The 6561-nt window shown below is 65.1% G+C and carries 6 protein-coding genes and 1 pseudogene; 3 read left to right on the top strand and 4 right to left on the bottom strand.

Translation table 11 applies throughout. The annotated features are described in order from the left end of the window. Positions 1-130: 130 nt before the first annotated feature. Entirely contained in the window at positions 131-571 is a 441-nt protein-coding gene (locus ACFWP5_RS50265) for an ATP-binding protein (protein WP_384173447.1), read from the bottom strand. Positions 572-720: 149 nt separating this feature from the next. Then, positions 721-1461, bottom strand: a complete 741-nt coding sequence (locus ACFWP5_RS50270) for a GntR family transcriptional regulator (protein WP_384173450.1) — start codon at positions 1459-1461, stop codon at positions 721-723. 84 nt (positions 1462-1545) lie between these two features. On the opposite strand from ACFWP5_RS50270, the gene ACFWP5_RS50275 reads away from it, so the two are divergent. After that, the gene (locus ACFWP5_RS50275) at positions 1546-2631 is read left to right on the top strand and encodes a DUF1152 domain-containing protein (protein ID WP_384173453.1); all 1086 of its coding nucleotides are present in this window, start codon (positions 1546-1548) and stop codon (positions 2629-2631) included. Next, positions 2628-2864, top strand: a complete 237-nt coding sequence (locus tag ACFWP5_RS50280) for a hypothetical protein (RefSeq protein WP_384173456.1) — start codon at positions 2628-2630, stop codon at positions 2862-2864. Before ACFWP5_RS50275 ends, ACFWP5_RS50280 begins: the two co-directional genes overlap by 4 nt. 686 nt (positions 2865-3550) lie before the next feature. Here the strand turns inward: ACFWP5_RS50280 and ACFWP5_RS50285 are convergent. After that, the gene (locus ACFWP5_RS50285) at positions 3551-3910 is read right to left on the bottom strand and encodes a hypothetical protein (protein ID WP_384173458.1); all 360 of its coding nucleotides are present in this window, start codon (positions 3908-3910) and stop codon (positions 3551-3553) included. 1086 nt (positions 3911-4996) lie between these two features. Further along, positions 4997-5491: a hypothetical protein gene (locus ACFWP5_RS50290; RefSeq protein ID WP_384173461.1), complete on the bottom strand. Its 495-nt coding sequence runs from the start codon at positions 5489-5491 to the stop codon at positions 4997-4999. A 577-nt stretch (positions 5492-6068) separates the two neighbouring features. Here ACFWP5_RS50290 and ACFWP5_RS50295 point away from each other — a divergent pair. Further along, positions 6069-6561 (top strand): annotated as a pseudogene (locus tag ACFWP5_RS50295) (hypothetical protein); the annotation flags it as partial.

Genomic DNA, 6561 nt, shown 5'->3' on the forward strand with positions numbered 1-6561 from the left:
TGGGGTTTTTGGTGTGCAGGGTGGTAATGGGGGGGGCGAGGGTGTGTGGGTGTTTGTGGTGCACTTTCTGGGCCATGTTCGACGAGGTGGGCCCTGACTGCCGTACCTGATGATCGGCGACGAACCGAGATCAGTCCGCTCCCCAAGCACCGGCCACCGCAAAGGAAACAACCGTCCCGCCGAAACAACTGGGCCCGGAATGCCAGGACTCGGCGATGGAGTCGACGAGGAGCAGCCCGCGCCCGTGCGCGTCATCGGCATCGGGGCACCGCAGCAGCACACTCGCCGGGAACCCCGGGTTGTGCACATCGACCCGGAGCGAGCTCCCCTCACGGAACCATTCCACTCGCACGACCCATGGGTCCTCCGACCACCCGTAGACGATGGCGTTGGTGACCAACTCCGAGATCATCAGTACGCAGTCGTCGACCGAACAGGCAGGGTCGTACGGAGCGATGAACTTCCGGAACCAGCGTCGCGCGATCCCCACAGACTCAGGTAGAGGATGCAGGGTCATCGCTCCGAGTCGTGGTGAATCCTCAGAAGGATGGCGGTCGATCGTGCAGATCATCCGTGCTCACTCCTCGCCGTTGCCGTTGCCGTCGCAGTAGAGGCACACCGTCGCGGCGCGACACACCTCCCCAAGTGGCCTTAGCCACTTGCTGGATAGTGGCATTAGCCACTCACGCTATGCAACCGATCCGGCGAAACGTCGACCCATCAGGTGAGCGGGTACCCCTGCTCGAAAGCCCACCGGTGCGGCGGATAGGTGGCTTCGGCGAACTCCAACGGCCGGTCCTGGAGATCGAATACGACGTGATGCACGACCAAGACAGCCGATCCGAGCTCCAGTTGGAGATCAGCAGCCTCCTCGTCGGTCGCTTCCCGAGCACACATGCGATCTTCGGCGTAACTTCCTTGCCGGCCGGTCGTGTTCTCGACGTACATCAAGGTGCCCTCCTGGATCCGTTCCGGCTCCAGCAACTTCGGCGCCCGCTCGCCCACGTCCGGCGCGAACCACGAAATGGACAGACTGAGGGGCCCGTCCTGGTTGTTGGTCACGCGCCGCCGGTGCACGGCTCGGCGTTCCCTCACCAGACCGAGCGCCTCAGCGACATGATCCGGAGCTTCCCGCCAACCGGCCGAGGTGATCACCGCGTACTCACCAGGGGTGTAGATCTTCCCGGTCTGCCGCGCCCGACCGTACAACTCCCGTGCCCGCCGGTTGACTTCAAGGCTGCGCACATACGTGCCCGACCCTTGCCGCTTCTCGACAAGCCCCTGGTGACTCAACGCCTCCAACGACCGCGCGGCGGTCGGCCTGGACACCTTCCAGTTCACCGCCAGTTGCCGTTCCGAGGGAACCTCGTCCCCCGGCCTCAGATCGCCCCGCAGGATCTGATCACGGATGTAGTGAGCGATCTGGAGATACTTCGGCTGCGCCTCTTCGATCTGCGGCATGTGCACCCTCCTCGCCCCAAGTGGCTATGGCCTCTAGCCACTATAGAGTGAGTGGCCAGTGACACACCTCGTAGTCTGGGGCGCATGACGCGGTTGATCGTCGCAGCAGGAGGAGGGGGCGACGCGATCGCCGCCGCGATGCTTGACGCAGCGCTGTACGGCGACGAGGACCGCGCGGTGATCCTCACGTACGCCTGGGACCGCCTGCTGGTCGACCCCGTCCCGGGCCCCCGAAGCCCCTCCGACTTCACGGGCCTCGAACCACTCACTCGATCCGTGTGGTCAGTACCGGCAGAGGCCCACCCGATCGCCCCGGCGGGATCCACACTCCCCCGACTCGCGGCAGAACTCCCACACACCTTCGCACTGATCAACCCGTACAACGGCGCCGAGGGCCTGGTCCGCCAACTCGAGGAGCTGGTAAGCCACTTGGAGCCGACATCGATCGACCTCCTGGACGTGGGCGGCGACATCCTCGCGCGAGGCGACGAACCAACACTCAAGAGCCCACTCGCCGACGCCCTGACACTGGCCGCGTGCTACCAAGTGAACGCACCCATCCGACTCCTGATCGCCGGCCCCGGCCTGGACGGCGAACTCCCCCTCGCCAAGGTGCACAACCTGCTCGGCCCGCTCGTTCACACCTTCACCGCGAAGGACGCCGAGCCAGTCAACTCGATCCTGGAATGGCACCCCTCCGAAGCAACCGGCATGCTCGCCGCAACCGCACGAGGAGTACGAGGCATCTGCGAAGTACGGGACGCCGGACTCCCCATCCCTCTCACGAACGACAGCCCGACCGTCCACCAAGTCGACCTGGACAACGCCCTGAACCACAACGAGTTGGCGCGCGCCATCCTGTCGACGACCACGCTGGACGAAGCCGAGGCACACAGCCGCGAGGTCTGCGGCTACTCGGAAATCGACTACGAACGCGACAAGGCCGCCCGGCTCAACGACCAGTTGGCGGAGAAGCTCGACACCGACACCGCCCTGTCCCGGCTCGGCAAGTTCGAGGACGAAGCCCAAAGCCGCGGAGTCACTCACACGACATTCCGCCGTCTCACCGAGGCCCTGAACCTCGGAGGCTCACAGCGCGAAGAGCTACGCCGGCTCCTCATTGACCATCGCCCCGAGCAGTACGCGGCACCGTTGTGGCAGCTCAGATGACGGACGAGGACACGGCGAAGGCCATCGATCTCTCCGACCCGCAGAGTGTCCTACGAGCAACGGACTGGACGGCGTTGGAGGATGCCCGCGGCCCCGCGACAGACGCTCCAGAGATGCTGGTCGCACTGCTCGACACGGATCAAGGCATAAGAACCAAGGCACTTGGCTACCCGTCCCACACCCTGCACCACCAGAACACGCTCTACAGCGCGACCGTGCCCACAGCGCTCTAGGTTGCCGGCCGCGATACTGCCGGACCATCGAACAACCACCGCCGTCACCAAGGTCCAGCGAGACATACCCGGCGGCATACGAGCCGAGTTGCTGAACTGGATCGACTCGATCGCGGACGAAGTAACCGCCGAAGCCGAAGCCGCACGACGGCGCCACGGCTTCTCCCCCGACAACTATCCGCCAACGACCGGAATCCGAGAGATCAGACCAACCCTGTTCTCAGCAGCTTTCGCCTACGTCAACGATCCAGACCCACGCGTCAGCGAAGCGGCCATCCGAGCATGCATCCCAGTCCTGGACGACCCCCAACTGACGCACCTTCGCCAGACATTGGTACGGCTAGTCAGGGAAGTCCTAGGCACAAGTGATCGCTGGCAACCCCGCCAGCAAGCCATCAACGCCCTGAATGCATGGGACGAGGACACCTCTGGACTCGAAGGCCGCCGACGGAACCCTTCGCCGTTCCGGGACACCGACGCGCCTCTCAACGCCACTCCGTGGCATGTTGGCCAAGACGCCAGAGAAGGAAGCCAGGGAGAAGAAGCGCAAGATACGCAAGAAGCGCTAGCCCAACCTGACATCCACGAGTGACATCAACGGCCCCGCACACCAGCACACGGGCACGGTCCAGCTCGGCCGAGGCGACCACGCAGCTCCACGGCCGAGCCAGTTCGTGATCGAAGTCCTAAAGCGGTGATTCCTCGACCACCCGCTGCACGCCGGCGCAGGCCACCAGTGCGCTGGCGTCTTCGGTGAGGAAAAGCAGAAAGGTCCATGTCCGATCGGCAGAACCGATCAGCCCTCCGCGCACCGGCCGGCCATGCTCGCGGAGGAGCTGCACCGCTCGTTCCAGCCCCAGAGGTTCGATGCCCTGCAGCCGCACGCGCCGAAGGCGGCGTGCGTAGACCCCAGCATGCCGTTCCGCGGGAACAGTCCCATCCCATACAACGTAGGTGGCGCCGCCATGGAGGGAAGCCAGGGCGGCTGCGGACGCCTCGTCGTCGCCGGCCAATAGCCGCATCAACACGTGACGCTCCACGGTCACCCCCATCGCGATCCTGCGGTACAACAACGCAGCACCGCAACCGCAGCAGCCGCCGTCCGGTAGTTGATCGATTGGGCGGCCGCAAGTCCCGGCTACCGGTGATCAGGTGTGGCTGATCAGACGGGGATCCAGTCAGGCCACGTTGGCGGAACGTTACTCACGGGGCAGAGGCCAGAGTCGCCGGGATAGCCGTCCAGCGTCCCCCGGGTCGCGAAGAACCACCATGCCAACCACACCGTCGCAACAACCACCAGCAGCGTCGGCAGTGAGACGCGGACCGCCGTTGACGCGCGAAGCACCAGACGTCGGCCGATGGCCCGCGCCACGAGCCCAACGAGTGCTTCGGCTCCCACGGCAAAAGGGAACAGGAGGTTGAGTTCGAAGCGTCCGCCGGCGTCGTAACCCGCGTCGCAGTATGCGCGCGCCCAGATGGTCAGGGACCAGGCGACGCAACCCATAGCAGCTCCGAACAATGCGGAGCCCGCCCAAGGGAGACAGGATGTGGATCTCGGCTCGGCTGTGTGCACGCCTGACACGACATCGAACGCACCATTCACGGTTCCGAGATGGACGCGGGTGAGTGTCCAACTGCGTGACAACGCCGACGAACAACAGCGCACGAGCACGGACGCCTGCGGACCATCAGCGCAGGTGAGCAGCCCACCAGCCCAAGGCAGAGCCCTCACCCAAGTTGCTTCGGGACGAAGCAGTCGCGTCGCTGAGGTGCGTTGTGTGAGCGACGACGTTCCGGTCTGCCCTGAGTGCAACCAGCCCATGAGGTCCGGTGGCCTCGTGCTCTCCGAACGGGAGGCCGATGGCCAGCGGACCTGTCGGCCGCTGTGGAAGTGCGCCGGTCGACACGTCTGGTGGCGCTGGGCCTACAGCCCGGACGGGCCATGGGAGGTCTGCCCAGTGCCGCAGCTGTTCCGCTGACATCCAACGCTGACATCAACGACCACGAACAGCCGCGACAGTCAGCACCCGGCGATGGCACCCGCGCACGAGCTGGACCGCGGCAACGCAGGGCCGAGATCGAACTCCTAAAGCGGTGGTCTGCAGCTTTCCTTTCGATGGCAGGCAACGCGCCTATTCGAGAGGTGGAGCGACTGCCACCCACATGCTGCTGATCGAACCCGTATCGGCGGTTGCTGCGGTGGGGTCGATGCTGGACTCCTCTGCAACCGTCGTTGCCCAGCAATCCCCCCAAGTCGCCGCCCAGTCGCCGGCCAGGTCGCTGTTGGGACCGAGATCCTCAGGTTTGCCCGTGATGCCGTACACGTCGAGGAGCCGTCGCTCGACTCCGAACGGTTCGCCCAGAGCGAGCTCCGGGCACTCACTGATCCAACGCCTGACGATCCGCCCGCGTTCGGCGATCAGCCACGCCTCCCCGTCGTTCTGCTCACCGTGGAAGAAGAGTTGGGCTTTGCCGAACTGCACGCTCAACTCGCGGCATAGCTCGGAGACGTGCGCTGTCTGCTGCGGATAGGGCAAGCCGAAGTACGGTCCGACGACCAGGGTCCACCCCCGCATGGGTGGGATGACGACGACTGCGGAGAAGGGCTCCTCCTCGTCGTGTGCCACCTCGTCGATGAGTTCCACCCCGTCGGCCCAGGTGATCTCCCGTACTCCGTCAAGCCGAGGGCCTTCTCCACCTCCGCCTGATCGGCGGTCGCGACCGCGAGCCATGAGAGCCAACAGGCACGTATGAGTGGTGCGGAATCGGAGGTCCCCATGGCCTGCACCCTAGGGACGTGCGAGTAGAACTCCCGCGCCCTGCCAACTGCTGGCGAGGTAGAGGACGGACGTGCCAGATGCGTGCCAGATCTCGCGGAGAACCACGGAGAACCACGGAGAACCACGGAGAACCACGGGGAACAGCGGGGAACCAGTCGGCAACCACCCGGCCCCCGTTCCAGATCCGCCGCAGGTCAGCTCAGCAACCGTCCGTCTATGACCCAAGCTTCCCAAGCTGAAAGTCCGATCACGCCAACGGCCGCCGAACGTCGGGCGAGCACGTCTGGCGCGTACCTCACAAGACCCCAACAGATCTCAGGACACGCCCCGAGCTAGGCTCGCGGCCTTGGCATGGATGTGCCATCTGCCTTGGGGGGTTGTGGGAATGGACGTCCTTGTTTCCGTACCGCGCAGAGTGACGAGCGTGGCCTTCGCGGCCGTACTGCTCGCGGGGGGATCGGTTGCTTGCGGTGGGGGTGCCAAGAGCGATTCCGCTGTTGAAAACCCATCCAAGGTGACTCCTGCGGCGGCCGTGGCGAAGGCAGGGAAGAACGCCGAGGACATCACGTCGCTCCGCTATCGGATCAGCGGGACCGTGCCAGGGAAGGGCCGTCTGGAAGCCGAGGCCTCCATGAACACTCAACCGCTGGCCATGAGTATGAAGATGACCGCTACGGCCGACCAGGGTGGGAACGGCCGGCTGGAGATCCGGTTCGTCGACAAGGTGATGTACGTCGGCGGGAGTGCGGTGCGTCCCGAGAAGCTGAACGGCAAGAGCTGGCTCAGGGCCGCGCCGGCCGTATGGGGACGCGGCGGAGTGGACAACCAGTCCTACGGCGTACTGCCAAGTCAGCTGCAGGCAAACCCAACTGCGCAGTCCACGCTGCTGACCGGATCCAAGGACCTCCGGCTGACCG

The organism is Streptomyces sp. NPDC058469 (assembly GCF_042721125.1).
Lineage (GTDB): Bacteria > Actinomycetota > Actinomycetes > Streptomycetales > Streptomycetaceae > Streptomyces.

Excerpts from the sequence above, each read along its gene's own strand:
- ACFWP5_RS50265 (WP_384173447.1), bottom strand. The coding sequence starts at position 571 with ATGATCTGCACGATCGACCGCCATCCTTCTGAGGATTCACCACGACTC.
- ACFWP5_RS50275 (WP_384173453.1), top strand. The coding sequence starts at position 1,546 with ATGACGCGGTTGATCGTCGCAGCAGGAGGAGGGGGCGACGCGATCGCC.
- ACFWP5_RS50280 (WP_384173456.1), top strand. The coding sequence starts at position 2,628 with ATGACGGACGAGGACACGGCGAAGGCCATCGATCTCTCCGACCCGCAG.
- ACFWP5_RS50270 (WP_384173450.1), bottom strand. The coding sequence starts at position 1,461 with ATGCCGCAGATCGAAGAGGCGCAGCCGAAGTATCTCCAGATCGCTCAC.